The organism is Chryseobacterium gambrini (assembly GCF_027920505.1).
Taxonomy (GTDB): domain Bacteria; phylum Bacteroidota; class Bacteroidia; order Flavobacteriales; family Weeksellaceae; genus Chryseobacterium; species Chryseobacterium gambrini.
The window spans coordinates 683,976-708,575 of the sequence record NZ_CP115857.1 but is presented as its reverse complement, the minus strand read 5'-3'; the positions used below and the strand labels follow the sequence as shown (position 1 = coordinate 708,575).

The 24,600-nt window shown below is 35.7% G+C and carries 22 protein-coding genes; 19 read left to right on the top strand and 3 right to left on the bottom strand.

Features of this window, described 5'->3' with window-relative positions; all coding sequences use genetic code 11:
* The first annotated feature begins 20 nt into the window (after positions 1 to 20).
* From PFY09_RS03135 to PFY09_RS03055, 17 genes are all read left to right on the top strand, one after another.
* Positions 21 to 938 (top strand): T9SS-dependent choice-of-anchor J family protein, encoded by a 918-nt coding sequence (locus PFY09_RS03135; RefSeq protein WP_271161379.1) that lies wholly within the window; start codon positions 21 to 23, stop codon positions 936 to 938.
* A 141-nt stretch (positions 939 to 1,079) separates the two neighbouring features.
* On the top strand, positions 1,080 to 1,787 hold the full coding sequence (locus tag PFY09_RS03130; protein ID WP_271161378.1) for an SDR family oxidoreductase: 708 nt from the start codon (positions 1,080 to 1,082) through the stop codon (positions 1,785 to 1,787).
* A gap of 183 nt (positions 1,788 to 1,970) precedes the next feature.
* Positions 1,971 to 2,717 (top strand): electron transfer flavoprotein subunit beta/FixA family protein, encoded by a 747-nt coding sequence (locus PFY09_RS03125; protein ID WP_076390078.1) that lies wholly within the window; start codon positions 1,971 to 1,973, stop codon positions 2,715 to 2,717.
* Between the two features lie 129 nt (positions 2,718 to 2,846).
* Positions 2,847 to 3,794 carry an electron transfer flavoprotein subunit alpha/FixB family protein gene (locus PFY09_RS03120; protein ID WP_271161377.1) on the top strand — a complete coding sequence of 316 codons (948 nt, stop codon included), beginning with the start codon at positions 2,847 to 2,849 and terminating at the stop codon, positions 3,792 to 3,794.
* A 189-nt stretch (positions 3,795 to 3,983) separates the two neighbouring features.
* Complete coding sequence (locus PFY09_RS03115; RefSeq protein ID WP_271161376.1) at positions 3,984 to 4,583, top strand: bifunctional nuclease family protein; 600 nt, start codon at positions 3,984 to 3,986, stop codon at positions 4,581 to 4,583.
* Between the two features lie 21 nt (positions 4,584 to 4,604).
* Entirely contained in the window at positions 4,605 to 5,939 is a 1,335-nt protein-coding gene (locus PFY09_RS03110; protein ID WP_271161375.1) for an MFS transporter, read from the top strand.
* Positions 5,940 to 6,053: 114 nt separating this feature from the next.
* Positions 6,054 to 6,599 carry an RNA polymerase sigma factor gene (locus PFY09_RS03105; RefSeq protein ID WP_108408611.1) on the top strand — a complete coding sequence of 182 codons (546 nt, stop codon included), beginning with the start codon at positions 6,054 to 6,056 and terminating at the stop codon, positions 6,597 to 6,599.
* The gene (locus PFY09_RS03100) at positions 6,577 to 7,284 is read left to right on the top strand and encodes a hypothetical protein (protein WP_271161374.1); all 708 of its coding nucleotides are present in this window, start codon (positions 6,577 to 6,579) and stop codon (positions 7,282 to 7,284) included. Before PFY09_RS03105 ends, PFY09_RS03100 begins: the two co-directional genes overlap by 23 nt.
* A gap of 80 nt (positions 7,285 to 7,364) precedes the next feature.
* Entirely contained in the window at positions 7,365 to 8,450 is a 1,086-nt protein-coding gene (locus PFY09_RS03095) for a coiled-coil domain-containing protein (protein WP_271161373.1), read from the top strand.
* Positions 8,451 to 8,522: 72 nt separating this feature from the next.
* Positions 8,523 to 8,912 (top strand): hypothetical protein, encoded by a 390-nt coding sequence (locus tag PFY09_RS03090; RefSeq protein WP_271161372.1) that lies wholly within the window; start codon positions 8,523 to 8,525, stop codon positions 8,910 to 8,912.
* A gap of 7 nt (positions 8,913 to 8,919) precedes the next feature.
* On the top strand, positions 8,920 to 9,351 hold the full coding sequence (locus tag PFY09_RS03085) for a hypothetical protein (RefSeq protein WP_271161371.1): 432 nt from the start codon (positions 8,920 to 8,922) through the stop codon (positions 9,349 to 9,351).
* Between the two features lie 55 nt (positions 9,352 to 9,406).
* Positions 9,407 to 10,588, top strand: coding sequence for an acetyl-CoA C-acyltransferase (locus PFY09_RS03080; RefSeq protein ID WP_271161370.1), 1,182 nt, complete (start codon positions 9,407 to 9,409; stop codon positions 10,586 to 10,588).
* 447 nt (positions 10,589 to 11,035) lie between these two features.
* Positions 11,036 to 12,565, top strand: a complete 1,530-nt coding sequence (locus PFY09_RS03075; RefSeq protein WP_116099197.1) for an MFS transporter — start codon at positions 11,036 to 11,038, stop codon at positions 12,563 to 12,565.
* A gap of 195 nt (positions 12,566 to 12,760) precedes the next feature.
* On the top strand, positions 12,761 to 14,932 hold the full coding sequence (locus PFY09_RS03070; protein ID WP_076390123.1) for a T9SS type A sorting domain-containing protein: 2,172 nt from the start codon (positions 12,761 to 12,763) through the stop codon (positions 14,930 to 14,932).
* A gap of 235 nt (positions 14,933 to 15,167) precedes the next feature.
* The gene (locus tag PFY09_RS03065) at positions 15,168 to 16,094 is read left to right on the top strand and encodes a mevalonate kinase family protein (RefSeq protein WP_076390124.1); all 927 of its coding nucleotides are present in this window, start codon (positions 15,168 to 15,170) and stop codon (positions 16,092 to 16,094) included.
* A gap of 12 nt (positions 16,095 to 16,106) precedes the next feature.
* On the top strand, positions 16,107 to 17,036 hold the full coding sequence (locus PFY09_RS03060; protein ID WP_271161369.1) for a UbiA family prenyltransferase: 930 nt from the start codon (positions 16,107 to 16,109) through the stop codon (positions 17,034 to 17,036).
* A 65-nt stretch (positions 17,037 to 17,101) separates the two neighbouring features.
* Complete coding sequence (locus tag PFY09_RS03055; protein ID WP_271161368.1) at positions 17,102 to 18,274, top strand: proline dehydrogenase family protein; 1,173 nt, start codon at positions 17,102 to 17,104, stop codon at positions 18,272 to 18,274.
* 105 nt (positions 18,275 to 18,379) lie between these two features.
* On the opposite strand, the gene PFY09_RS03050 is transcribed toward PFY09_RS03055, so the two are convergent.
* Positions 18,380 to 18,925 carry a helix-turn-helix domain-containing protein gene (locus PFY09_RS03050; RefSeq protein WP_271161367.1) on the bottom strand — a complete coding sequence of 182 codons (546 nt, stop codon included), beginning with the start codon at positions 18,923 to 18,925 and terminating at the stop codon, positions 18,380 to 18,382.
* Between the two features lie 824 nt (positions 18,926 to 19,749).
* Here PFY09_RS03050 and PFY09_RS03045 point away from each other — a divergent pair.
* The gene (locus tag PFY09_RS03045; RefSeq protein WP_271161366.1) at positions 19,750 to 20,859 is read left to right on the top strand and encodes a M14 family zinc carboxypeptidase; all 1,110 of its coding nucleotides are present in this window, start codon (positions 19,750 to 19,752) and stop codon (positions 20,857 to 20,859) included.
* 108 nt (positions 20,860 to 20,967) lie between these two features.
* Here the strand turns inward: PFY09_RS03045 and PFY09_RS03040 are convergent, their stop codons facing one another.
* Complete coding sequence (locus tag PFY09_RS03040) at positions 20,968 to 21,474, bottom strand: DUF4920 domain-containing protein (RefSeq protein WP_076390129.1); 507 nt, start codon at positions 21,472 to 21,474, stop codon at positions 20,968 to 20,970.
* A gap of 755 nt (positions 21,475 to 22,229) precedes the next feature.
* On the opposite strand from PFY09_RS03040, the gene PFY09_RS03035 reads away from it, so the two are divergent.
* Positions 22,230 to 23,645 (top strand): APC family permease, encoded by a 1,416-nt coding sequence (locus PFY09_RS03035; RefSeq protein ID WP_108411099.1) that lies wholly within the window; start codon positions 22,230 to 22,232, stop codon positions 23,643 to 23,645.
* Positions 23,646 to 24,220: 575 nt separating this feature from the next.
* On the opposite strand, the gene PFY09_RS03030 is transcribed toward PFY09_RS03035, so the two are convergent.
* Positions 24,221 to 24,370, bottom strand: coding sequence for a hypothetical protein (locus PFY09_RS03030; RefSeq protein ID WP_271161365.1), 150 nt, complete (start codon positions 24,368 to 24,370; stop codon positions 24,221 to 24,223).
* Positions 24,371 to 24,600 lie beyond the last annotated feature (230 nt).

The window sequence follows — 24,600 nt, the reverse complement described above, 5'->3', positions numbered from 1 at the left end:
TAAAACTAAATTTTAATGATATGAAAAAACTTCTACTACTCGGCTCAATTCTGAGCCTGGTCTCGATGAATGCGCAGACCAACGTTTACAGCTATGGTTTTGATACCGCTTTCACAAACTGGACAACCTCTAATCAAAGCAGTCCGGTAACCACTTCGGTCTGGACAAAAGCAACGTATACAACTCCTTTAACCAATCCCTTGTTCGGAAGCGGCAATACCACTACTGTTCCTGTAGGACAGGCAGGAGGAAACAATTCTTTTGCATTGGTAAATTACACAAGCACATCAGGAGCGGGAACAATCAGCAACTGGTTATTTACAAATGCGATAGACGTAAAAGATGGAGATATTGTGAGCTTTTATTCCAGAAAGGGAACAGACGGGACGATAGATTATCCCGATCGTCTGGAGCTGAGATATGCATTGGCAGCCGGTGCGGTTCTTCCTACAACAGGAGCTTCCGCTGTCGGATCTTTTACCAACTTAGGAGTATCTGTGAATCCAAATCTGGCATCAGGTTTTGTTTATCCTAAAACATGGACAAAATACAGCTTTACAGTTACGGGAGTAGGTACAAATCCGGTTCCGGTAAGATTTGCCTTTAGATATTACGTTACAGACGGAGGACCAAGCGGAAACAATTCCGATCTTATAGGAATCGATACTTTTTCTATTGACAGACCTACATTATCAACCAATGATGTTGCCTTAAATGAAAAAAGCATATCTGTATATCCAAACCCTACAACAGATTACATATCTATCAAATCGGCAGACAAATTCAGCAATATTGAAGTTTTTGACATTGCAGGTAAAAAAGTTGAGGTAAAAGTGGAAGGCGATAAGATAAATGTAAAACATCTCAATTCCGGATCATATATTATCAGCATGGAATCCAAAGGAAATAAAGTTTCCCAGAAATTCATCAAAAAATAAATTAATTCTATATTATTTTCAAAGCGCTTCGATTCGGAGCGCTTTTTTATTTGAACCTGTAAACTGACAAATGTTAGGCAATAAAAATTACTTTATTTAAAGCATTTTTGTTATTTTTAAGAACTTAAATTCGTAATAATTATGATCGATAATAAAGTAGCATACATCACAGGTGGAACCAAGGGCATCGGTTTCGGCATTGCCAAAATTTTGCTTGAAAACGGAGTTTCGGTTGCATTTTCGGGAAGAAAAAAAGAAGATGTGGAAAAAGCTGAACAGGATTTAAAGCAGATTTCTGAAAACGTTCTGGGAATTGTATCGGATGTAAAAGTTCTTGAAAACGAAGAAAAAGCGGTACAACAGACAAAAGAGAAATTTGGCAGACTCGATTTTGTGATTGCAAATGCCGGTTTGGGAATTTTTAAGCCTGTGGATGAACTTTCTGCTGAAGAGTGGAAGGACATGATTGAAACCAATTTAACAGGTGTTTTCTATACATTAAAAGCTTCCGTGGAAGAGCTGAAAAAGACAGAAGGATATTACATCACGGTTTCAAGCTTGGCGGGAGCCAATTTCTTTGAAAACGGAACGGGCTACAATGCCTCAAAATTTGGCGTAGTAGGTTTCACACAGGCTGCAATGATCGATTTAAGAAAATACAATATCAAATCTACGGTAATTATGCCGGGTTCTGTAGCCACGCATTTCAACGGAAATATTCCTTCGGAAAAAGACGCATGGAAGATCCAGCCCGAAGATATGGGGAATCTGGTTTTGGATATTTTAAGAATGAACCCGAGAGTTTTACCGAGTAAGATCGAATTTCGGGCAACAAAACCCGCTAAATAATGACTTTAATGCATTGAATAGTAAAATAATAAGTACTATGCATGCATAATATATTTTTTATTTATATTAGCGAAACATAATTTAACTGAAATTTAAAGAAACTTTAAATTTTATTGAAGCATAAAAATAGTACACATGGAACCGAAAAGTTTCATCTGACCATTAAAACAATAAGAACAACATATGAAAATATTAGTTTGTATAAGTAGTGTTCCGGATACTACTTCCAAAATTAACTTTACAGCGGATAAATCTGCATTCGACAAAAACGGAATTCAGTGGGTAATTAATCCTCTTGACGAATTTGCGTTAACAAAAGCAATAAAATTACAGGAATCTCAGGGGGCAACAGTAACGGTAATCAACGTAGGAGATGTTTCTACAGAGCCTGTCGTAAGAAAAGCTTTGGCAATCGGGGCAAACGATGCCGTAAGAGTAAATCTTGATCCTAAAGACAGTTTCTCTACAGCTAAAGAAATTGCAGCAGTTGCACAAAACGGAGGATACGATTTAATCCTTTGCGGTAAAGAATCGATCGACTATAACGGAGGTTCTGTTCCGGGAATGGTCGCTCAGTTACTGAATCAGCCTTTTGTAAACGCATCTGTAGGTTTAGAAGTAAACGGAAGCGAAGCTACTGCAGTAAGAGAAATTGAAGGAGGTAAAGAAACCATTTCTGTAAAATTACCGGCTGTAATCGCGGGTCAGAAAGGATTGGTAGACGAAAAAGACTTAATTATTCCGAACATGAGAGGAATTATGTCTGCAAGAACAAAACCTTTGCAGGTAGTTGAATCTACATCTTCTGAGGTGAAAGTTCAGGGAGTTTCTTATGACAGCGTTCCGCCAAGAGCAGCCGTAAAATTGGTTTCTCCGGATAATTTGGATGAATTGGTAAGATTACTTCACGAAGAAGCAAAAGTAATTTAATAAGAACCAAGTAAAAAGTAAAAAGATTCAGGATAAAATTGAGGTTTTAAAGACTCAAAAGTATTTCATTAACATAGAATACAATTTGCAACCTTGAATCTTGAACATTAAACCTTAAACAAATTTAAAATGGCAGTATTCGTATACGCAGAAAATATAAACGGAGTTTACAAAAAAGCAGCTTTTGAAGCAGTTTCTTATGCTAAAGCTGTTGCAGATCAGGCAGGAGATACCGTAACGGCAATCTCTGTAAACCCTACAGATTCTTCAGATCTATTGTATAAATATGGAGCATCAAACGTAATCAACATTAAAGACGAAGGTCTTAAAAGTTTCTCCGCTAAAGCTTACGCTCAGGCGGTAAGTGAAGTGGCAAACGGAAACATCATCGTTTTCCCTCACACAACAGATGCTTCTTCAATTGCCCCGATGTTGGCAGTAATGAACGGACATTCTTTAGTAACGAATGTATTGGAAGCTCCAGAAAGCCTTTCTCCGTTTCAGGTGAAAAGAAGAGCTTTTTCAGGAAAAGGATTTATGCATGCAAAAGCAGAAGGGAACGGAGTTATTGTAACGGTATCCCAAAACGCTTTCGGAGTGAAGGAAAATACAGTTTCAGGTTCAGAAGAAGTGAAAAATCTATCTGTTGCAAATGAAGATACCAAAGTAATCTCTCACGAGCAGAGTTCAGGAAAATTAGACCTTAAAGAAGCGGAAGTCGTTGTTTCAGCAGGAAGAGGAATGAAAGGTCCTGAAAACTGGGGAATGGTAGAGGATCTTGCAAACGTTTTGGGTGCAGCTACAGCTTGTTCCAAGCCAGTTTCAGACATCGGATGGAGACCTCACTCAGAACACGTAGGACAAACAGGTAAAGCAATCTCTCCTAATCTGTATATTGCTATCGGTATTTCCGGAGCAATTCAGCATTTGGCAGGAGTAAATTCTTCTAAAACCATCGTTGCAATCAACAGTGATCCTGAAGCACCGTTCTTCAAATCAGCAGATTATGGAGTAGTAGGAGACGCTTTCCAGATTATCCCTGCATTAACAGAAAAAATTAAAGCTCTTAAAGGATAAAAAATAGTGAATTGATAATCGTCAATTATTTCAGATATAAATTTTTAATGGATATCTCGAAAAATTCACTTACGAAGTAAAATTGGCAATGTCGTTAATTCACAATTCGCATATAAAAGCCCATTTCGGGCTTTTATTTTTGTCTAAAAAGTAAAAAAAACTTTGAAAAATTAATCTATATTTGTAGCTATGGATTATAAACAGTTAATTATACGCGGGATATCGTACAGCCAGACACAATCCGGGGCGTACGCACTACTATTGGAACATGAAGAAACACATATTAAATTACCTGTTGTTATAGGGAATTTTGAGGCACAATCCATTTCTTTGGGGCTTGAGAAAGACATTCATCCCCCTCGTCCTCTCACACACGATTTATTTACAAAATTTATACATTCTGCAAATTACGAACTTGTATCCGTTATCATCTATCAGATTGTAGACGGCGTTTTCTTCTCAAATATCAACTTTAAAAATAAGGCAACCGACGAAGAGCTTATCTTAGATGCAAGAACTTCCGATGCGGTAGCGATGGCAGTGCGGTTTGATGCGCCTATTTTTACCACACAACAGGTGCTGAACGAAGCCGGAATTCTTCTGGAACTGGAAGATGTTTCCAAAGAAGAACAGTCATTTTCCGAAACGGTTCAGGTAGAAGATAACCTGAAATCCATTTCAATGGAAGAATTGCAGAAGTTATTGGATGAAGCGGTAAAAGAAGAAGATTATGACACTGCTCTTGAAATTCAGGAAGAAATCAAGAGGAGGAAAAAGAAAATTGATTAATAGAGATATTTTACACTAATTATGAATTTAAAATTACGACTTACCATCCTGAGTTTTCTGCAGTTTGGAGTTTGGGGAGCTTATCTTACTTCCATGGGAAATTATTTAGGCTCAGTGGGATTAGGTTCCAAAATTGGACTTTTTTATGCAATGCAAGGAATTGTTTCAATTTTTATGCCCGCGATCATGGGAATTATTGCAGACAGATGGATTCAGGCTCAAAAGCTTCTAGGAATTTCGCATTTTCTTGCAGCCATTTTCTTGATTTGGGCAGGTTATTACGGTATGTCAGCGGGTGGAAATGTAGAATTTTCCAAGCTTTTTCTTCTTTACAGTTTAAGTGTCACTTTCTATATGCCGACTATTGCACTCTCAAATTCTGTTGCATACACAGTCTTGGTTAACAATAATTATGATACAATTAAAGCTTTTCCGCCAATTCGTACACTGGGAACTGTTGGTTTCATTTGTGCAATGTTATTTGTAAACTTTGCAGGAATTCAAGATGGAAATTTAAAGTTTAATTTTTCAAACGAAACAAGTTTTCCAAGTTTTCAGCATAGTTACAGTCAGTTTTTTGTTTCGGGAATTTTAGGGATTTTATTATTCTTTTATTCATTCACTTTACCAAGTTGTGAGGTTAATAAAAGTACAGAAAAAAGAACTTTGTTTGATGCATTAGGCTTGAAAGCTTTCGCTCTATTTAAAGAGAAAAAGATGGCTATTTTCTTTATATTTTCTATGTTTTTGGGTGTTTCATTGCAAATAACAAATGGTTATGCTAATCCATTTATTACAAGCTTTAAAGAAATTCCAGAATATGCAAATACTTGGGGTTCAAATAATGCAAATGCGCTTATTTCGTTATCACAAGTATCAGAAACACTTTGTATATTGCTGATTCCATTCTTTTTAAAAAGATATGGAATTAAAAAAGTAATGTTGATGGCAATGTTTGCTTGGTTTTTAAGATTCGGATTGTTCGGTCTTGGAAATCCGGGTGGAGGAGTTTGGATGTTTGTTCTTTCTATGATTGTTTATGGCATCGCATTCGATTTCTTTAATGTATCAGGTTCATTATTTGTAGATAAAGAGACCGATAAAAGTATCCGTTCAAGTGCACAAGGAGTATTTATGATGATGACAAATGGATTTGGAGCTACGATAGGAATGTTAGGAGCACAAGAGGTGGTTAATCATTATGTTTTTTCTCAGACAGATCCTGTTTTACAACTTCAGGGATGGCAAACATCTTGGTACATTTTTGCAGGATATGCCTTAATTGTTACTATATTATTTGCATTAATTTTCAAGCATAAGCATAATCCGGCTGAAATTTCAGAAGTAAAACATTAAAATTATATCATTGATTTTTAATATATTAAATTGCACTTTCAAAAAAGTGCAATTTTTTTTGATATTCAGGCAACCCTTTCAAAAATCTTTCGTCTTATAAACAGAAACTAATTAATGAAGAATTTAGAAGAGAATTTTAAACTGGCAAAAAAGCAGGATCGGAGAGGGCAGAAAGCTCTGTACGAAATGTTTTCGGCGAAAATGCTTGCCATAGCAAATTCTTATGTGAATAACCTTCATGATGCGGAAGATATTTTGATGAATTCTTTTTTCACTTGTTTTTCAAAAATAGAGGAATGCAGAGAATGGAAAAGCTTTCAGTTCTGGCTGAGGAAAATCGTAGTGAATAACTCGATTAATTTTATCAGGAAAAACAGAAATATCCTTTACACGGATGTTGAGATCAGCGAAATCGGAAATGTTGAGGAAAACTGGGAAGAAGAAATGGAGGAGCTTAATATGGAGGAAATTTTTTCAAAAATGCCCGATGGATACCGATTGATTTTCAATCTCTATGTTTTTGAAGAAAAAAAGCATCATGAAATAGCAGAAATACTGAATATTTCTGAAGGCACCAGCAAAAGCCAGCTGAGCAAATCTAAAAAATGGATTGCAGATTTTTTAAAACAGAAGCAAAATGAAAAACAATACGTTAAATAATTTAAAATCCGAGTACGAGAAGCTTGAAATAAAGCCTTCCGCCGATCTTTGGGACAGATTGGATCAGAAGCTGGATGAAAAGCCTGAAAATGCTTCAAAACAGTCTTCCGGATGGTGGAAATATGCAGCCATTATCTTGTTGATGGTTTCTGTAGGAACAATTATTTATATTAAAAACAAAAATAACTTTGACCATCAAAAAACCGACTATATTGTAAAACAGCGTCTTGAAAATGCGGTAAATCCCATAAATCCGGAATTCGAAAAACAATCTGTCGCTTCTGAGGAACAAAAAAACAATCAGGAAAATACGGTAAAAGCTGTTTTAAAAAATCAGGAAACGAATTCGGCTGAGGTTTTAAATTCAAAAAAAGAAGTCAAAATTCAAAAAATTTCGAGTCCTGTAATTGAAGAAATTGCAGTTATGCAACAGAGAACTATCGATATTAACCCCGACAAAATTAAAAGCGAAAATATAATTTTTCCTGCGATTGCCGAAGCAAAGAAAACAAAATCAGGCTATACTAATGCTGATGAACTGCTTATGGGAAGAGAATTTGATAAAACCAGAGAAGAAGTGAAAAAAGATGATCGCAAATTCGGCGTTTTTAATATCAATAAAGTCTTTCAGAAAGTGGATAATGTAACGGTTCTTGGCGTAACGGTCTACACAGACACGAAATAGATTCTAATACTTTAAATAAAAATTACTGTTCTTTTTTATGAACAGCGGTAAAATATTGTCTAAAAAATAAAAGAAAATACATGAAAACTAAATTTGCCTTAATGACTGCTCTTTTTGCTTTTTCCTACGCCTTTTCACAGGAAGTAAGACCGGAATTAAGAAGCTATTCTAAAAAAGTGGACAGCATTGTAGTATCAGAAAAGTCTAAAATGAATCTGGAGCTGGATGATCTGGATAAAAACTACAGAGAAAACAAAGTAAGCGCTGATGAAAAGCAGAAGCAGAGAACAGAAATCGCGATGAAATACGAAGAAATCATCAACGAAAAAATAAACAGCCAGAAAGAAGAGCTGGAAAATGCAACAAAAGGCATTGTAAAAGATGTTGTGATGGGAAGATCCGGAAAACATTCTATTGAACTTTTAGCTCAAAATAATGCACTTCTCACACTGAATACCTCCGGTAATAAAACAAAAAAAGACCTTTTATGCACAACAGATTTTAACATTGGTTTCGGTTTCATGAATCTTACAAAATCATCCTCTTCCCTTGCAATAGGTAATAAAGAATCCGGAATACGAGTAGGAAATTCCATGTCTTCACAAATGGAATTGAGAATGACGAGACAGATCGGCTCTCTGGTTTCTCCGGTATTTTACCGTATCGGTCTGGGATATCGGTCAGATTCTTTCTCACCAAAAAAAACAACAATTTTCACTCAGAATAAAAATGAACTCTCTATTTCGGATTTTAATACTTTCGCCGAAGGAAGTTTAAAAAAATCATATCTCAAAAATCATTATTTTCTGGTTCCGATCGATTTTGTATTTGTCTTAAATCCTAAATATACCGTAGAAAACAATGAAAAAATGCTGGATAATTCCAAAGGAAATTTCAGAATCAGTGCAGGCGTTTACGGAGGCGTAAGATTTCTTACCCAAAACTATATCATTTACAAGAATGAAGAGAACAATCGCGTAAAATACAGGGAAAACATTCCGGATGCTGTTAATGCTTTTCTTTTTGGAGGCAAATTGTCTTTAGGATACGGTCCGCTTAATATTTTCGTGAAAAAAGATTTCACACCCATATTTAACGATCAGGCAAAAATTAATAACAAATATGGCGTTCAGATAGGATTGGAGCTGTTATATATCAATTTTTAATATGAATTTTCATCATAGAAAAACACACTTTTTGGAGTGTGTTTTTTTTTGTATTTTGGCACTTTAAGAAATATGAAAAATATTCAGTTATTAGGATTGGTGTTGGTGGTTGCAGGAAGTTTTCTGCCGCTTGTTCACGTTCCGATTATCGGGAACTGGAACTATTGGAAGCTCGATCATTCTCTGGCAATAATCTGTTGGATACTTTCCGCAGGAGCGCTGTTCGGAATAGCCAACAACAAGGCAAAAGTTTCGAAGATTTTTGGAGTTCTTTTAGTCGTCCTGTTTATTTTTACACTCATCGCTGTAAAACTTCAGGCTTCAGATTACTTCAGCTTTATGCCGTTTAAATCGTGGCAGGATAAACTTGCGGGAATAGTTAAGTTAAAATGGGGCTGGATATTAGAATTTTTAGGAGCATTCATCATCATTTTGGTTAAAAATAATAAAGTAAAAGCATAATTCACGTATGAATTTTTTAAAAATATTTTCGATCGGAGTATTTTTTCTTGGTGCATCTTACGCGAATGCACAGACGAAAGAAGCAGCAAAAAAGAAACCTGTTGATAACCCTCCAAAATGTGCCAACATCAAAGAAGGTAAATTTTTCAGGATGAATTATCCGCCCAATCTTTGGTACATGACCGTAAAAGATAATATACAGACCGAATATTATAACGACGGTAAAGATTTTATAAAATTATCCATGGTTTTTGTAGGAGACTGCGATTATAAATTAGTCGTTGTTGAAAAAAGCGAAAAAGAACATCCTATAAAAATAGGAGATGTCTTAAGCAATAAAGTTCTTGCCACGCAGGATGATTATCTGAAAATTCAGTCGAAATTCGAGAACGATACCTACGATTTTGTGCTGGTAAAAGCGAAAGAAAACAAAAAATAAACAGACGAATCATCCGGTTCGGCTTCAACTAAACGTAAAAAATAGAATTATAAAAATGAAAGAAGTATTCATCGTTTCCGCAGTAAGAACTCCGATGGGAAGTTTTTTGGGAAGTTTATCAGCAGTTCCTGCAACTAAACTGGGAGCAGTTGCTGTAAAAGGAGCATTAGACAAAATCGGTCTGGATCCTAAACAGGTTCAGGAAATCTACATGGGGAACGTTCTACAGGCGGGAGAAGGACAGGCTCCGGCGCGTCAGGTAGCTTTAGGAGCAGGACTTTCTAACGAAACGCCTTCTACAACGGTAAATAAAGTTTGTGCATCCGGAATGAAAGCCGTTTCTATGGCGGCACAGGCAATTAAAGCAGGAGATGCAGACGTAATTGTTGCAGGAGGTATGGAAAACATGTCTTCAGTTCCTCATTACTACAACGCAAGAAATGCGGCAAAGTTGGGCGATGTAAAAATGCAGGACGGAATGGTTCTGGACGGACTTACAGACGTTTACAACAAAGTTCACATGGGAGTTTGTGCAGAAAAATGTGCAACAGATTACAGCATTTCAAGAGAAGAGCAGGATAATTTTGCCATAGAATCTTACAAAAGAGCAGCAAAAGCCTGGTCTGAAGGTAAATTTGCCGATGAGGTTGTCCCTGTGGAAATTCCTCAGAGAAAAGGAGATCCTGTCATTTTCGCAGAAGATGAAGAATATAAAACCGTAAATTTCGACAGAATTCCTTCACTTCCTACAGTATTCAAAAAAGAAGAAGGAACAGTAACGGCAGCAAATGCTTCTACATTAAACGACGGAGCTTCTGCTTTAATTCTTGTTTCTAAAGAAAAAATGGAAGAATTGGGACTTAAACCTTTGGCAAGAATCGTTTCTTACGCAGATGCAGCGCAGGCTCCTGAAGATTTCACTACAGCACCTGCAAAAGCTTTACCCATTGCGCTTAAAAAAGCGGGGTTAGAGGTTTCAGACATCGATTTCTTCGAATTCAATGAAGCTTTCTCTGTTGTAGGTTTGGCAAACAACAAAATCTTAGGACTGGATGCTTCTAAAGTAAACGTGAACGGTGGAGCTGTGGCAATTGGTCACCCTCTTGGAAGTTCAGGATCAAGAATCATTGTTACTCTTATTAACGTTTTGAAGCAGAATAACGGTAAATATGGTGCCGCTGCAATCTGTAACGGAGGTGGCGGTGCTTCTGCAATCGTTATCGAAAATATGCAATAAATCATTGATATTGATATATTCAGAATCCGGAAGTTTTTACTTTCGGATTTTTTTTGGAGCTATTTCCCGCTTTCCGCACTCGCTATTTTGGGATTCGGCGGCGGCTTTTGCCGCCGCCGAATCCCAAAATGAGCTCAGACAAAGCTACAATCGGGGCTACAACTACAGACATCTACAGAAATTAAAGGTAAAATTCATTTGAAAGTTAAAAAACTTTTAAAAATCAAACTCAATCAAAAAAATACAATGCTTAATTGCTGTAGACCGTTTTTTCGTCCAAAAAATAGTCAGACACAACAGGAAACATTTCGGATAAATTACGCATGAGGAAAAACCATTTTACACACTCCAACTTTAACGGAATAATAAAATTTCCTCCAAACAAAATAAAAACCTCCGAATATTCAGCGGTTTTGCTATTTTTGTGTTTATTAATATTTATTTGAAATGTCTGAAATTGAGAATCTGCAAACTCAAAATATAAAGAATAATCCAAAGATCATGAAAGCCTGGGCGGTTTATGACTGGGCAAACTCCGTTTATTCTTTGGTAATTACCTCTACTATTTTCCCTATTTACTATTCTATTCTTACCACAGCGTACGAAAAAAAAGAATATGTGGCGGCAACAAAATCCTGGATCGATGTCCCTGTAAGACACATGATTAAGATCTTCGGAAAAGAATATCAACCCGATGCAGTGTACGGATATTCGTTAACGATTTCCTTCTTTATAGTAGTTTTATTATCTCCGTTTCTATCCTCTTTGGCAGATACGATCGGGAACAAAAAATCCTTCCTTCAGTTTTTCTGCTATTTAGGCGCTACATCTTGTATGGGATTGGCAATGTTTACCGGAATGCACAACGTATTCTTAGGATTACTCTTCAGCATTACCGCAAGTGTCGGATTTTGGGGAAGTCTGGTGTTTTACAACTCCTTTTTACCGGATATTGCGACAAGAGACAAACAGGATGCACTTTCCGCAAAAGGATATGTTTACGGATATATCGGATCGGTAGTTTTGGTGATCATCTGTTTACTTTTAATTCAGGTTTTTGCAAAAGGCGCTGCACAACAGTTGCTTTTCACAAGAATCAGCTTTTTATTAACCGGAGCTTGGTGGTTCGGTTTTTCTCAGTATACCTTCAAACATTTGCCTCAGTTCGGTGATGTGAAAGAAAAGCTTCCGAAAGACTTAGTCCTTTTAAACTATAAAAACATCTTCAAAAGACATAAAGAACAGGGTGGATTCTTCGAAGTTTTAAAAGACAATTTAAGCTTCTATAAAGATATCGCTAAAGAAAGCTTTCATGAATTATTTAAAGTAGGAAAAGGTCTTTTCAAAGATAGAAACCTGAAATTTTTCCTTTCCAGCTTCTTTTTTTACAGCGTAGGAATGCAGACCATTTTCCTGATGGCAACCCTGTTTGGGAAAAGTGAGATCAATCTTCCTCAGGATAAACTGATCGGAACACTCTTGGTCATTCAGATTGAAGCCATCATCGGAGCCGTAATATTCTCAAGATTATCCAGAAAAATCGGAAACAAAAATGTCATCACCATTGCTATTATTCTTTGGATCGTTGCCTGCATCTGGGCATATTTCCTTAACAAAGAAAATCCTACAGTAGAGTATCAGTTTTATGGCGTAGCTGCTGTGGTTGGTTTGGTAATGGGAGGACTTCAGGCAATGTCCAGATCTACCTATTCCAAACTTTTACCGGAAAACTCAATGGAAAACACAACGTTTTTCAGTTTTTATGATGTTCTGGAAAAAATTGCCATCATTGTGGGAACATTTGTTTTTGCTTTATTTATCGACAAATACGATTCTTTAAGAGCCATTTTTGCTAAAATTGATGTTACGCTGCCTTCTGCTTCAGGAATGAGGTTTGCAGCATTTTCAATGGCATTGTTTTTCTTTGTAGGATTAATTTTAATACGATTTTTGAAGCTCAATACCCAGAAAAAATAATTGAAATTATATTTTTAAAAAACTTAAGGCGCTGATAAAGCGTCTTTTTTATTTTATCATCATGAGAAATTATATATTTTATGGTATAATTAAATTTTTCATTACTTTTAACAATTAAAAAATGTGAAAATATTATTATTTATTCACTGTGTTTTGATTTTTTTTGTTTATTTGCAAATCTAATAAGTCGTTAAAATGATTAAGAAATTTCTAACTCTCTGTATTTTGCAGTCTGCGGTTTTTGGCTTCTCCCAAAACATGAGACCTGTAGCCCAAAAAGTCTCGCAATACCACACCCAAAAGAAGGACTTTGAAAAGTTCGATTTATTCACCATCAACAAAAATTCAGAAAAACTTGCCGAATACAAAAGAGCGGCAACCGATATTTCTGTGCTGAATATCGATTCTAAACAGCTCAAAAAGTTAGTACACGAAAAACCTGAATATCTTGAAATTTCTTTTCCTTTCAATGAGAAGGTAATTACTTTGGAATTGTATAAAAATCAGATATTTACAAACGATTTTAAAGTGACTACCAACAAGGGCGAAATCGTAGATTATACACCCGGAGCGTATTATCAGGGAATTGTAAAAGGAGACAATCAATCCGTGGTCGCGTTCAGTTTTTTTGAAGATGATGTGGTAGGAGTAGCTTCCACCCCCGAACTGGGAAATGTAATTCTCGGAAAAGTTAAAAATTCTACAGACTTTGTAAGCTATTCAGATTCAAAACTTACAGGATTAAATCCTTTTGTCTGCGGCGTGGATGAATTAACGGATAATCACAACCAAAAAATATCTTTCGATCCGGATGCAAAGAAAACAACAGGAAAGGTCATGACGCAAAACTGTGTAAGAATTTATTACGAAGTTTGCTACACACCTTACACAAACAACGGATCTAATACAACAACTACAGCGAATTGGCTAACCGCAATTCATAACAATATCTCAACGCTTTACAGCAATGATGATATCAAAATCGCTTTAAACGAAATTTATGTGTGGACAACGGCAGATCCTTACACCGGAACACCAAATGCAAATCTGGCAAGTTTCAGAACCAACCGACAGACTTTTAACGGAGATCTGGCTCATTTGGTCAATCAGCCTTCTACAACAAGTGTAGCTTACATCAATTCTCTTTGTACAACAAGCAGACACGCGTATTCCGGAGCTTCACAGACTTACAATAATGTTCCTGTCTATTCCTGGACCATCGAAGCGATGACTCACGAAATGGGGCACAGTTTAGGTTCGCCTCACACTCATGCATGTGCGTGGAACGGAAATTCAACAGCAATCGATGGTTGCGGAACGCAGGCTGGTTATCCTGAAGGAACCTGCGCCACAGGACCCATTCCTTCTTCTACAGTGAAAGGAACCATCATGAGTTACTGTCACTTAGTTTCAGGAGTAGGAATTAATTTTGCAAACGGTTTCGGTCCTCAACCGGCTGCTTTGATCAGAAATACAGTGGAATCCAAACCTTGTTTAGGAATGAATTGTACAACAGCATGTTCTACAACGGTGACTTCACTTTCTGTTTCCAACATTACACAGATTTCAGCAAACGCAGCATTTACCGATGCCACATCTGCTTCCTGGAAATACAGACTGACGAAATATGACGGAACGGTTGTTTCCAGCGGAACGACTTCCACACAATCTTTAAGCATGGCAAATCTTCAGCCCGCAACCTATTATCTTTTATCAGTAGGAACAGATTGTTCTGCGGGTTACCAGAGAACGCAGATGTTTTTAACAGATGGAGACTGGTGCGACGGAGCGCAGTTTACAGACACAGGAGGAACAACTTCCAACTACGGAGACAGCCAGACTATTGTGAAAACTTTTTACCCAAGTTCAGGAGCTTTAACGATGAATTTTACAGAATTCGGTCTTGAGCAGGATTATGATTTTATGTATATTTATAACGGTCCTTCTACAAGTTCTCCTTTGTTTGCGAATGGAAATGGTTTAACGGGAACTGCTTTACCCGGAACATTTACTTCTACCCATCCTTCCGGTGCAATTACGGTAAGATTCGTGTCTGATCCTGCAGTGAATGACATTGGCTGGAAAGCAAACTTCTCCTGTGCGGTTTTGGCGGTGGAAGATGTTAATACGAAAGACAATACTGTCAATATTTATCCTAATCCGGCAAGAAACATCATTACAATTTCTTCAAAAGATGCTTTAAAATCATTCAAGATTTATGATGAAGCAGGAAGATTAATAAAATCTGAATCTTCATTAAAAGGTAATAAACATGACGTTACTATTTCTTCCATGCAGACAGGAAATTACGTAGTGACGGTAGAAACAGAAAAACAGAAAATTACCAAAAAGCTGATTAAGCAGTAATTTTAAGCTCCTTCATTCTTTAATAATAAACTGCAGACAGACAGTTTTAAACATAATGTAAAAAAGCCTGATTTTTTCAGGCTTTTTTTGTATATTTATAGTAATAGGAATCCTGATTTTAGATTTAATTAAAATTTAAGAATATTTTGCTGTTAAAATTTGTTAGAATTCGGCGCGGGATTTGCTTATATTCACTAGAATAGTATTAAATTTGCAAAAAAATTTATTTAAATAAATGACAAACCCATTATTTTACGCAAAAATTCTTTTGTTCGGAGAATACGGAATCATAGAAGATTCCCAAGGTTTGACATTACCTTATAGTTTCTATAAAGGTACCCTCAAGTTCTCTTCACTGGATTCCGAATTTGAAAAAAAATCCAATGATCATCTTAAAAAATACGCAGATTATCTGCAGAATTTAGCACTTCCTGAAACTTTTGAGCTTAATGTTTCAAAGTTTAAAGAAGAAATTTCTGAAGGATTATTCTTCGACAGCAATATTCCTCAGGGATATGGAGTAGGAAGTTCCGGTGCTTTGGTTGCCGCAATTTTCGAAAGATATTCTGTTTCCAAGCATGAGCCTGAAAATATTTCAAAAGATGAACTGAAAAGTCTTCGAACAGTTTTTGGCTTAATGGAAAGCTATTTCCACGGAAAAAGCTCAGGAATTGATCCTCTGATCTGCTATATGAATCTTCCGATTCTTATCGAAAGCAAAGAAAGTGTAGATAAAGTTGCCATTCCGGAAAGCGAAGCCGGAAAAGGGGCAATATTTTTAATCGATTCAGGAATGACTGGCGAAACAGGACCGATGGTTCAGATTTTTTTTGAAAAGATGAAGACCGAAGGTTTCAGAAAAACCCTGAAAGAAGAATTTATCCGTTACAACAATGCTTGTATCGATGCATTCCTTAAAAAAGATATGAACCCGTTTTTCAGAAATCTGAAAAAGCTTTCTCATTGGGCGTATGAACATTTCCGTCCGATGATTCCCGAAAGTTTATTTAATGTCTGGAAAAAAGGACTGGATTCCAATGCATATTATTTAAAACTCTGCGGAAGCGGCGGCGGCGGTTATATTTTAGGTTTCACCAAAGATTACGAAAAAGCAGAAAAAATGCTTGATGGCTTCCATAAAGAAGTGATTTACAGATTCTAAAAATTGTTGTGAATGAATTCTGAAAAAGAAACTTTCCAACAGAGAAATTATATTCAAAAATCTTTTTTTTACAGATTTTCACAATTTGTGGGCTTTCTTTTGGGAGCTCGCTTTTTTGTTGCCGTTCTGCTGATTTTTGCCCTCTATGTTTCCACATTTTTCCTCTTTAATCAGGATGAAAATTTCAGAAAATTCGTATTCGATTTTAAAGTTCACGGGATTATTTTCTGTACGGTTCTTACGATTCTTGCCGGAGGAATCATCAACCAGTTTTACGATTTCGAAAAAGATCATGTTGTAAAGCCTTTCAGAACGAGGATTCAGAGCTTCATTAAGCAGAAATATTTTCTCTATGCTTACCTCGTTTTAAGCCTAATTTCTTTGGGAGTTGCATGGATGATTTCACATAATGTTTTTGCATTTTTTGTAGTTTATCAGTTCTTTATGTGGTTTTACAGCCATAAACTCAGCCGGATTTTAGTATTAAACAATCTCACTTTTGTAAGCCTTACGTTGTATCCCTTTTTCGGAATGATGGTGTATTATGAAACCTTTTCGAAGAAAGTTTTACTCATGGCAGTTTTTCTTTTTCTGATTCTTCTCTGTATTGATATTGTGAAAGATACTTTAACAAAAAGCGTTGATAAAGCGTTTGGATACACAACAATTCCCAATTATTTTAAAAGCAGGAATACCAAAACAATTATTGTTTCTATGCTCATCATTACCATGGCAGTATCCATGAAGCTGATCATGAAAACAGGAATTGCAGGATTCATGGCGTATTATTTTACTGCCGGATTATTTATTTTCATCCTTTGTGTTTACCTTATTTTAAATCATACAAGAAAAAGCAATTTCGTCACGCTTAATATTCTCAGAATTTGGGTTTTTATTGGGATAATCGCAATGCTTCTGAACGGACTGGAAGGTAAATTATAAAAAATTTTCTTTATAAAACCTGATCCTTTTCTTACCTTTGCAGAACCTTAAATTAATAAAAAGTAATGCCCATTTTTAACGATACTAAAGTCGCATTTGCGGATAAATCCGATGCACAGTTAAGAAAAGCGTATTGGATGTTCAAAATGATTGAGCAGCCTTCTCTTACAAAAATTGGAACTTCTGTTCTTAATTTCACCGTTCATAATAGTTTTCCTTTCGTTACCGGAATTTTAAAAAACACTTTGTTTGAGCAGTTTTGCGGAGGTGAAACCCGTGAAGAAAGTATGAAGGTAGTGAAACAACTGTTCAGAAGAGAAGTCGGAAGTATTTTCGATTATTCTATTGAAGGTAAGGAAGACGAAGAAACTTTTGATGCGGTTTGCAAAGAGATCAAAGATATCGTAAGATTTTCTGTAGGAAATCCGGCAATTCCGTTTATCGTTTTTAAACCGACTGCTTTCGGAAGAATAGATCTGTATGAAGCTGTCGGGAAAAATGCGGAACTCACAACAAGCCAGAAAGAAGAGTGGGAAAGAGTAGTAAAAAGGTTTGATGAAGTATGCAGACTTTGCCACGAACACGACAAAAAAGTAATGGTGGATGCCGAAGAAACTTGGATGCAGGATGCAGCAGACCATCTTTGCGAAGAGATGATGGAGAAATACAATCAGGAAAAACCGATTGTATGGAATACCATTCAGATGTACAGAACCGGAAGATTGGAGTATATGGAAGCGCATCTTCAGCGCGCGAGAGAAAAAGGTTATTTTATCGGGTATAAAATCGTTCGTGGAGCCTATATGGAAAAAGAAAGAGCAAGAGCCGTAGAAAAAGGCTATGCAGATCCTATTCAGCCGACAAAAGATGCTTCCGACAAAAATTACAATGCAGGAATTGATTTCGTTATGAATCATTTAGACAAAGTTTCGGCATTTTTCGGAACCCATAATGAAATTTCTTCAGAGTTGGTCATGGATAAAATGAAAGCGAAAGGACTGGAAAACGGAAATCCTCATATCTATTTCGGACAGCTTTACGGGATGAGCGACAATATTACGTTCTATCTGTCAGATAAAGGCTATAATGCGGCAAAATACCTTCCTTACGGACCTGTAAAAGACGTTGTCCCATATCTTACCAGAAGAGCGCAGGAAAATACTTCTGTTGCGGGACAAACCGGTCGTGAACTGGGTCTTATCAAAAAAGAACTCGAAAGAAGAAAAGCAAGCAGATAAATTATAAAGATAAATTTCTAAGCCTTACAATATTTTGTGAGGCTTTTTTATGATCTAAATATAAGTTGATTGGAATTTTGAAAATTGAACGGCCTTAAAGATCATTTAAGGTTCAAAACTTTCAAATTTTCCGTTTTCGTAGAAGATGACGATTCTTTTAATCTTATTTTGCTGATTTTCAATAGCTTGAGCAATAATTTCATCATTACTTTTTTCTAATCGCTGAGAATCCGATATTTTCTCGTGAGCTTTACTTTGATCCGATATAAAAGATTCCTGACGATTCATTTTTGGCAGTTCTATTTCTGTTTCCTCACCGCCAAAATCTTCATCGTTATTTACCATCGTGAAAAGATCAGGGAGAGAAGTTGTTCTTGGTTTCTCTTCTTCATAGCTTTCTTCTTCCAGTTCAGGAATGTCCGAGTCGGGAAGCTCAGATTTCAGCATTTCACCTTCTCCGGTAATCAGCCAGTCCCAAAGAATTTCAGGAAAGCGCGATTTTATTTTAATGATAAACTCAAGCGACGGCTTATTTCTTCCGGACGTTATGTGCGAAATAGAAGATCGCTGTACTTCAATTTCATCTGCAAACTCCGAAGAAGAAAGATTAGAATATTCGATAACTTTTGAAATTCTCTCGTTTAGACTCATAAAACCATTCTTAAAACGTGTTACAAATGTAAATAAATAAATTTACAAATGCAAATCAATACAATAAACAAATGTAAACTATGATAAAATACATTTGTAAACCATGTAACTATCTAAAAATAAGTGTTCTATAAAATTAATAAAAGACTAATTCTAAATTTTACAAAAGTTTATCCACAATTAAATTATTAAAATCAATAAAATTTGACTGGAATCGTCGATAACTTATTGATAAGTTATGTTCATATAAATGTCATTATTGATGTAATAAACATAATTTTGTTGCGGTTTAATGCAGTGTATCATCAAATACAGATAATGTACTTAAAATAACAGATAAACGCTTTATAATAGGGTAAAATGAACGTTTTACTTTTGTAAAATACAGCTTTCAAATGCATTTGGACTGGGTTTTGTATTATTTTAATGTAAAATATGGTTATTGATCTTTTTTAAGATTTACCAGATTAAATTTCTGAAATTAAAAACAGAAATAATTTAGTGGAAGACTGTATTTTTCGATGGTTTACATTTGTATACAGTGTTTTATTCAAAGTTTTCAACAATAGTTTTGTTTAACAAATTTCCTCATATTTCTTTAAAACAAAGACTTTTACTACTTAAAGTAATATTCAAATACATATTTAATTAAACTTTATAAATTACTGAAATTGAGTTATTTAAAACATAAGTATTAAATTATTATCAATCCACAATTTTATCAACAGACATTTTGTCATAGCTAATTGTTTAACTATTTCACAAATGTAAAATTTAATTTTTCCATAAAAAAGCCTTAAATTTGACTATTGTAAACTATTTATATGAACTTCGAACAGATCTATTTACAAAATCCAAATTTCCCAAATCGCTATATTTCCCCTGAAAAATTATTTTCTTACCTACAGAACAATCTCAGTGATCATATAAAACAGATCGGAACGTCTTATTTAGAAAAACCGATTTATAAGTTAACAGTCGGAACAGGTAATATTCATGTACTCGCTTGGTCGCAGATGCACGGAAACGAATCCAACGCAACGCATGCAATGCTCGATTTGCTTTTTTCTTTGGATAAGGCTCCGGAATTAAAACAAGAATTGTTCAGTAAAATTCAACTTGATTTTATTTTTATGCTAAATCCCGACGGATCCGAAAAATGGACAAGATTAAATGCAGCCGATATCGATCTGAACAGAGACTTTCATAACGAGGCCAGTAAAGAGATCAAATTCTTAAAAAATACGGTGACTTCAAAAAAATATGATTATGCGCTGAATCTTCATGAGCAGAGAACAATTTTTACGACAGACGGAATTCATCCGGCAACGTTGTCTTTTTTGGCACCTTCAGAAAATGTAGAAAGAACCGTAACCGAAAACCGGAAAAAATGCATGGCGGTAATTGCAGAAGTTTATCAGCATCTGAAAGAATTAATCCCGAATCAGATCGGAAGATATTCTGATGAATTTTATCCGACTTCCACAGGCGATAATTTTATAAAAGCAGGAATGCCTACGATTTTATTTGAAGGCGGACATTTTGTAGACGACTACACCAGAAAGGGAACCCGAAAATATTACACGGTTGCTTTATATTATGCGTTAAAAGCGATTTCAGAATTAAATTTCGAAACAACAGGCTGGGAAACGTATCTCGAAATTCCGGAGAACAGAGAAACACACTATGATATTATTTACAGAAATGTAAAACTGAATACAGATCATGAATGTATTTTAGACGTAGCGGTTCAGTACCGTGAGATCAAAGAAGAAGGAAAAGATGAAATCTCATTCATTCCTTTCGTAATGGAAGTAGGAGATGTAAAGAAGAAAAAAGGCTGGCTCGAAATCGACTGTACCGGAAAGAAATTTGTCTCAGAAACAAAATATCCAAAGCTGGATTCAGAAGTGAATTTTACAATAGAAGACTGAAAATAAAAAAGCGGAACATTGATTCCGCTTTTATTTTATATAAATAGACTGTTCATTCAGAAAGGAAGTCTGTACAATTACAGATCCTTTATTTCATTAAAACAGAAATTAGTTTACCACTTTAATTCCGTTGGCTACAAATCTGATCTCTTCTTTCGGAGTTTTGATCGCATCGATTTCAGACTGAGGCTTTTTAGCATCTTCCGCATAATGTTTCTGCTCGTCTACAGAAGTTATTTTTCTTTCCGCAGTTCCGTCCAGAACAACAGTTTTACCTTTTAAAGCAGTAGGAACAAAGAATGCATAATCCTTCATTTTTACAAAAAACTGAGAGTTATCTTCTGTCTGGATCGTTAACCAACATCCTTTTTTATCGCAAACGTCTGTTACTTTTCCTTTTACGGCAACGTTTTCTACTTTTTTATCTTTTTTAAGCTTTTTGCTCAGCTTATCTACGGAGATTGCTTTAGATTCCACATTTGAAGCAACTCCGCCACCGTAAACATCACCTACAAGAGCATTTCCTGCAGGAGGTCCGAATTTTTTTGTTTCCTGTGCAAAAGCTAAAGACGAAGCACTCACGGCTACAGCAAATAATATCGCTTTGAATTTCATTTGAATTATTTTTTTCAAAAGTAATAATAAAATTCTGAACGGCAAACATTAAAAATTTGATAAAAAACAGGTTCAATCTTTCGGAATTTGAATGCATTTTCTTAAGACCAGCTTTGTTATGTATTTTTAACGCAAGGTTCACAAAGAAAAGAAGATTAGTTTTGAAAAAATTCCGTTCGCAAGGGCGTTTCACTCAGCAAGTGATAGCTGAGTTATATTTTGAAACATTTTTGATTTAGATATACTTTTATTACTTACAAAAAATTGAACTAATTCTTTATAAATCTTTAATATTAGCTTAGTGAATAAGTTTATGTTTAACCTGTCGAAGTACCTTTGCGAATGAAAAAATAATCAATGCTATTTTTAATAAAACCTTGTGATTATTGCGTTAAATTATTACAATAAAAATTTATTTTAACGCAAGGTTCACAAAGAAAGTGAGGATAAACTTTGAAAAAATTCCGTTCGCAAGGGCGTTTCACTCAGCAAATGATAAAAATATATAATTGATTATTTAATTTTTTTATGTGATAATGTATTGAAATTAAGGTGTCTAAAAATTGTTTTCAAAATATAATTTTGCTATCATTTGCTGAGTGAAACGCCCTTGCGAACCAAAAATAATTAATTTTATTTTAATAAAAATCTTGCGGTCATTGCGTTAAATATCAATTTATAGAAAAATCCGGCGAATATTAAATAAAACAGAAAATAATCCTATAATTATTTATATTTGGAATCTACAATCAATTATGCAGAAAAAACTAAAACTTTGGGATGCCATTATGCTGGTAATGGGATCCATGATCGGAAGCGGAATTTTTATTGTTGCCGCAGATATGATGCGGAATCTTGGCTCAGGATTCTGGGTAATCGTGGTTTGGATTATTACGGGAGTCATGACTGTCGCAGCGGCTATCAGTTACGGAGAGCTTTCGGCGATGTTTCCAAAAGCAGGAGGACAATACACCTATCTTAAAGAAATTTTCGGGAGAAAAATGGGCTTTTTGTACGGTTGGGGATTGTTTACGGTCATTCAGACAGGAACAATTGCTGCCGTTGCCATGGCTTTCGGGAAATTTACGGCTTATCTCGTTCCCGCTTTAAATGATGCAGCTCCGATTTTCCAGAGTGGCGAATTTAAAATTACATGGATCCAGATTTTAGCAATAGCAACCATCCTTTTATTAACCCAGCTCAACACAAGAGGCGTTGAAAGCGGAAAATTATTACAGAATATCTTTACAGGCTCCAAAATCATAGCATTACTGGGACTTATTGCTACAGGATTTATTCTGGTGGATATTTCGCATTTAGCGGATAATTTCAGCTTTGGATATGATGCTTTCAGCAACCTTAAAAAAGACATTTCAGGAAATTTTCTGAAAGAAGGCTGGGAACCCATTGGCGGAATGACTTTACTGGGCGGAATTGCCGCCGCAATGGTAGGCTCCGTTTTCAGTTCGGTAGCGTGGGAAAGTGTAACGTTTGTATCAGGAGAAATTGAAAATCCAAAGAAAAATGTGGTAAAATCCATGATCTACGGAACATCTGCCGTTATGATTTTATACATAGCTGTCAATTACGTTTACCTGAATGCTTTAGACAGAGATTCCATTGCTTTTGCGGAAAACGACAGGGTAGCGGTGGCTGCTTCAAAATTTATTTTCGGAAATGCAGGAACGGCAATTATTGCGGTTTTGGTGATGATCTCAACTTTCGGATGCAATAACGGACTCATCTTAGCCGGAGCAAGAGTGTTTCAGACGATGGCAAAAGACGGAATGTTTTTCAGACAGGCAGAGCAGAACAACAAAAACAATGTGCCCGCAAATGCGCTTTGGATGCAGGGAATCTGGGCTTCCATTTTATGTCTGAGCGGACAGTACGGAAATTTGCTAGATATGATCTCTTTCGTCATTGTTTTATTTTACATGATTACCGTTTTCGGCGTTATTTACCTGAGAATAAAACAGCCGGATCTGGAAAGACCTTACAAAACATGGCTGTATCCGGTGACTCCGATTATTTATTTATTAATCGGGACAGGTTTCTGTATCTTATTGCTCATCTACAAACAGCAGTATACATGGCCCGGTTTTCTCATGGTTTTACTCGGACTTCCCGTGTATTATTTAATTAATATGAATAAAAAAACTGAAAAATAAATTAAAAAGCTGTTCGTCAATCTGAGCAGCTTTTATTTTTTGTCAACCCCAAAAGTCAAAAAATTCCCCTCCTTTGGAGGGGTGGCAAAAATTTAATTAAATTTTTGACGGGGTGGTTTTAAAGTTCGGATAATTCAAAAAGTATTCAAATCCAAAGAACTCCTCCTTTCTAATATATCCGTCTTGCCAAAAAGAAATAATTATATAAAGCTGTTCTCAAAGTCGGGCAGCTTTTTTTTGGAGCTTTTTCCAGCTTTCCATTACAATCTTTTTTTCAAAAAGGATTTTCATTGCAATCTGGGCTAGGATTTTTCTGCATAGTTTCAATTTTTGTCCACTACATCAATCAAAAACAGGAAAAATAAATCAGAAGTACCGAAAGATTCCCCTCCTCTGGAGGGGTGGCAAAAATTTTAATAAAATTTTTGACGGGGTGGTTTAGAAATTCCGAAATCTTTAAAAATGTTTAAAATCACTGAACTTCTCCGTTGATTACAAACAACTCTGTTTTAAATCTCCGGAGTTCTCCGGAAGTCTCCCACAGTTTGCAGGAAACCACAAAACTTCTCCGTTAATTACAAACAACCCTGTTTTAAATCTCCGGAGTTCTCCGGAAGTCTCCCGCAGTTTGCAGGAAACAAAAGAACTTCTCCGTTGGTTACAAACAAGCCTGTTTTAAACCTCCGGAGTTTTCCGGAAGTCTTCCTCAATTTATTGGAAGCCATCGTACATGAATATTGTAGACAACTGATCCTTAAATTTTAAGGCTCTAAAAATTCCCCTCCTTCGGAGGGGTATCAAAAATTTCAACGAAATTTTTGACGGGGTGGTTTAAAAATCAAAAATCTGTTTAAACTTTTTAGAGTTTTAGGATTATTTACAATAAACTTTTACTAATTCATGTAATTTCAAGCCAATGCTGTATTTAAAAAAGAAAAATTTAAACAATGATCAA

Coding starts and splice junctions, on each gene's coding strand:
- PFY09_RS03135 (WP_271161379.1), top strand. CDS start 21: ATGAAAAAACTTCTACTACTCGGCTCAATTCTGAGCCTGGTCTCGATG.
- PFY09_RS03130 (WP_271161378.1), top strand. CDS start 1,080: ATGATCGATAATAAAGTAGCATACATCACAGGTGGAACCAAGGGCATC.
- PFY09_RS03125 (WP_076390078.1), top strand. CDS start 1,971: ATGAAAATATTAGTTTGTATAAGTAGTGTTCCGGATACTACTTCCAAA.
- PFY09_RS03120 (WP_271161377.1), top strand. CDS start 2,847: ATGGCAGTATTCGTATACGCAGAAAATATAAACGGAGTTTACAAAAAA.
- PFY09_RS03115 (WP_271161376.1), top strand. CDS start 3,984: ATGGATTATAAACAGTTAATTATACGCGGGATATCGTACAGCCAGACA.
- PFY09_RS03110 (WP_271161375.1), top strand. CDS start 4,605: ATGAATTTAAAATTACGACTTACCATCCTGAGTTTTCTGCAGTTTGGA.
- PFY09_RS03105 (WP_108408611.1), top strand. CDS start 6,054: ATGAAGAATTTAGAAGAGAATTTTAAACTGGCAAAAAAGCAGGATCGG.
- PFY09_RS03100 (WP_271161374.1), top strand. CDS start 6,577: ATGAAAAACAATACGTTAAATAATTTAAAATCCGAGTACGAGAAGCTT.
- PFY09_RS03095 (WP_271161373.1), top strand. CDS start 7,365: ATGAAAACTAAATTTGCCTTAATGACTGCTCTTTTTGCTTTTTCCTAC.
- PFY09_RS03090 (WP_271161372.1), top strand. CDS start 8,523: ATGAAAAATATTCAGTTATTAGGATTGGTGTTGGTGGTTGCAGGAAGT.
- PFY09_RS03085 (WP_271161371.1), top strand. CDS start 8,920: ATGAATTTTTTAAAAATATTTTCGATCGGAGTATTTTTTCTTGGTGCA.
- PFY09_RS03080 (WP_271161370.1), top strand. CDS start 9,407: ATGAAAGAAGTATTCATCGTTTCCGCAGTAAGAACTCCGATGGGAAGT.
- PFY09_RS03075 (WP_116099197.1), top strand. CDS start 11,036: ATGTCTGAAATTGAGAATCTGCAAACTCAAAATATAAAGAATAATCCA.
- PFY09_RS03070 (WP_076390123.1), top strand. CDS start 12,761: ATGATTAAGAAATTTCTAACTCTCTGTATTTTGCAGTCTGCGGTTTTT.
- PFY09_RS03065 (WP_076390124.1), top strand. CDS start 15,168: ATGACAAACCCATTATTTTACGCAAAAATTCTTTTGTTCGGAGAATAC.
- PFY09_RS03060 (WP_271161369.1), top strand. CDS start 16,107: ATGAATTCTGAAAAAGAAACTTTCCAACAGAGAAATTATATTCAAAAA.
- PFY09_RS03055 (WP_271161368.1), top strand. CDS start 17,102: ATGCCCATTTTTAACGATACTAAAGTCGCATTTGCGGATAAATCCGAT.
- PFY09_RS03050 (WP_271161367.1), bottom strand. CDS start 18,925: ATGAGTCTAAACGAGAGAATTTCAAAAGTTATCGAATATTCTAATCTT.
- PFY09_RS03045 (WP_271161366.1), top strand. CDS start 19,750: ATGAACTTCGAACAGATCTATTTACAAAATCCAAATTTCCCAAATCGC.
- PFY09_RS03040 (WP_076390129.1), bottom strand. CDS start 21,474: ATGAAATTCAAAGCGATATTATTTGCTGTAGCCGTGAGTGCTTCGTCT.
- PFY09_RS03035 (WP_108411099.1), top strand. CDS start 22,230: ATGCAGAAAAAACTAAAACTTTGGGATGCCATTATGCTGGTAATGGGA.
- PFY09_RS03030 (WP_271161365.1), bottom strand. CDS start 24,370: ATGGCTTCCAATAAATTGAGGAAGACTTCCGGAAAACTCCGGAGGTTT.